The organism is Prosthecobacter sp. (assembly GCF_046154365.1).
In the GTDB taxonomy this organism is placed as follows: domain Bacteria; phylum Verrucomicrobiota; class Verrucomicrobiia; order Verrucomicrobiales; family Verrucomicrobiaceae; genus Prosthecobacter.
This window is the reverse complement of sequence record NZ_JBJXFV010000104.1, coordinates 1-2,835: the sequence shown is the minus strand read 5'-3', so window position 1 is coordinate 2,835 and position 2,835 is coordinate 1. Positions and strand designations below refer to the sequence as shown.

Genomic DNA, 2,835 nt, shown 5'->3' with positions numbered 1-2,835 from the left:
AGCCCTCTGGAGCTTTCCGCAGGCCCGGGGACGCTCGAAAGCGCCAGAGGACTGGCGCACTCCAAGACGCTGCCGCGAGCCTTCACCTGCGGGTGTTTGAGTCTGTCTTCGTCCACTGCCTTTGACTGCATCGTTACGGCTCAGCGTTGATTGGAGACATGCACCCACCTTTCAAGCCCAAAGGGCTTGCGTCATTCAGCCCAGGGTTGGAACAACCCTGGGTTACCGATCAAAAGTACCGTCTTCCAAGGGCGAACCCCAACGGGGTTCCGTCCATCGTCGCCGGAGGAGGACGGAACCGCGTTGCGGTTCGCCCTTGGGAAGAATGCACCCCTACGGCCAAACCCAGGGTAGTGCTTCGCACAACCCTGGGCTGAAAGACGGAAGGCCGTTGGCCTTCACAAATCTAACTGCGCCTGAAGCGCCTCGCGTAGCATTCCCATCCTCGCGTTGCCACCCGTGAGCACGCAGGCCACGCGTTTGCCCTGCCATTGCTCGCGGTGCTTCTTCAGCGCCGTAAACGCCAGCGCACCGGCACCTTCGGCGATGTTGTGAGTCGCCTGGATGATCTCGCGCATGGCGGCGATAGCTTCGTCATCATTCACGGTCACGATTTCGTGCGCATGACGGATCACATGCTCCAGCGCATCCTTGTTGGGTGTTTTGCAGGCCACGCCTTCCGCGACGCGTGTCGTGCTCGATTGCTCGACAAACTGGCGCTGCTGAAACGACAGCGCGTAAGCCGGAGCATGCTCGGACACGACGCCGATGATCTTCGTCTTCAATCGCAATGCCTCACGCGCGGCTGCGATTCCGCAGAAACCGGAACCGAGGCCAATCGGCACGAACACCGCATCGAGATTGGCCACTGAGTGAAACAGCTCCAGCGCATACGTCGCTACGCCACGCACGAGCCAGGAATGAAACGACGGCACGGCGTGCAGCCCCTCTTTGGCAGCGAGTTCGCGTGAGAATTCGAGCGCATCCTGAAATTGCTCACCATGCTCGACCAACTCGGCACCGAGCGAACGGATCGCCGTGTTTTTCTCCGGGTTGTTGCCATGCGGCACGACGATCACAGCACGCAGTCCGTTCAGTTTGGCCGCAAAGGCGATGGACTGGCCGTGATTGCCCGTCGTGGCGGCGATCACGCCGCGCACATCCGGCTGGGACCGTTTCAGCTCGTCCATATAGACGAGTCCGCCGCGAATCTTGAAAGCGCCAACCGGCGTGTGGTTCTCATGCTTCAGCCACAGCTCGCAGCCGAGGCCCGCTTCCAGCAGCGGCCAGCGATAGGTCGGCGTTTCGCGGATGTGCGGACGAATGAGCGCCTTGGCGGCTTCGATTTCGCTGAGGGTCGGCAGTGGCTCCATCACCCATGGCTAGGCATGAACTTCGCAAAGGCAAGCCCGCTCGCCGCGTTATGAGTCGCACTATGAATACGCCCGCCACCTCCCGTCGTCGCTTTCTGCAAACCTCTCTCGCTGGAGCTGTCTCACTTCCCGCCTGGGCCGCACCGCTCGGGGCGAACAGCGACGTGCGCGTTGCTGTCATCGGCTTTCGCGGTCGTGGCGGCGGTCATATCAATGAACTCTTGAAGGTGTCAGGTGTGCGGCTGGTGGCGCTGTGCGATGTGGATTCCGCCGTCGTGGACAAAAAAGTGGCCGATCTCAGCAAGAAGGGCGTGAAGGTGAAAACCTACCGTGACTTCCGCGAGTGCTGCGCTGACAAGGATGTGGATGCCGTGACCATCGCCACGCCGAATCACAGCCATGTGCTCATAGCACTCACCGCATTGCAGCATGGCAAGCACGTCTATGTCGAGAAGCCGGTGAGCCACAATCTCATCGAAAGCGCCAAACTCATGGCTGCGGCCACGAAGGCGGCGGCGAAGGGCATCGTGGTGCAGCATGGCATGCAGCGCCGGTCCGATGAAGGCTGGGCTTCCGCGATGCAGTGGATCAAAGAAGGCCACATCGGCAAGACGAAGCTCTCCCATGCGCTCGTTCACGGCCTGCGCATGAGCATTGATAAAGTGGACGGTCCGCAGCAGCCACCTGCCACGGTGGATTACAAGCTGTGGTCGGCCCCACGTCCCGAGCTGCCGATCATGCGGAAACAATTCCACTACGACTGGCATTGGCAGTGGCCGTATGGCGGCGGCGACATCGGCAACCAAGGCCCGCATCAATACGACGTGGCCCGCTGGGCGCTCGGTGATCCCGATGTGCTGCCGAGGCGCGTGATGAGCTTCGGCAACCGCTGGGGCTATGTGGATGATGGTCAGACGGCGAACTGCCAGATCGCCTTTCATCCATACGAGCCGGTGCCGCTGATCATGGACAAGTTTGGCCTGCCCGTGAAGGACATGAATCCGAAGCTCGGTTCCGCTCCGTTCAAAGGTGTGCGCGACGGTAACGTCATCCACTGCGAAGGCGGTTATGTGGCTGAATCGAAGGCCTATGACCATGAGGGCAAGGCCATCATGAAGTTTGAAAACTTCCTCACCGGCCCGGATCACATGAAGAACTTCATCGACTCAGTCCGCGCCGGTAAATACACCAAGGACGTGCTGCACATTCGCCACGGCCATGCTGCCGCATGCTTGTCACACATGGCGAATGTCTCGTATCGACTCGGCAAGGCGATGAAGGTCGGCGAAGTCAAAGAGCGACTGGAGGGCGACAAGTTCGGCCAGGAACTCTTCGCTGACGAGAGCGCAAAAATGATTTCGGATTTGGACCCTGCCGGGCATTGTTGGGCGGCAATTAATACTGGAGGGCAGGGCGAGGGTTCATCAGCGCTCTAGTTCGGGCGGTGCTGGCCAGCAGGTGG

Annotated in this window: 2 protein-coding genes; one reads left to right on the top strand and one right to left on the bottom strand. The window is 60.5% G+C overall.

The genetic code is table 11. The features are described 5' to 3' along the window. Positions 1 to 398 precede the first annotated feature (398 nt). Positions 399 to 1,364, bottom strand: a complete 966-nt coding sequence (locus tag ACKVY0_RS13495) for a threonine dehydratase (RefSeq protein ID WP_409215349.1) — start codon at positions 1,362 to 1,364, stop codon at positions 399 to 401. 71 nt (positions 1,365 to 1,435) lie between these two features. Between ACKVY0_RS13495 and ACKVY0_RS13490 the strand changes: the two genes are divergently transcribed. Continuing rightward, positions 1,436 to 2,809, top strand: coding sequence for a Gfo/Idh/MocA family protein (locus ACKVY0_RS13490; protein WP_409215348.1), 1,374 nt, complete (start codon positions 1,436 to 1,438; stop codon positions 2,807 to 2,809). The last annotated feature ends 26 nt before the right edge of the window (positions 2,810 to 2,835 follow it).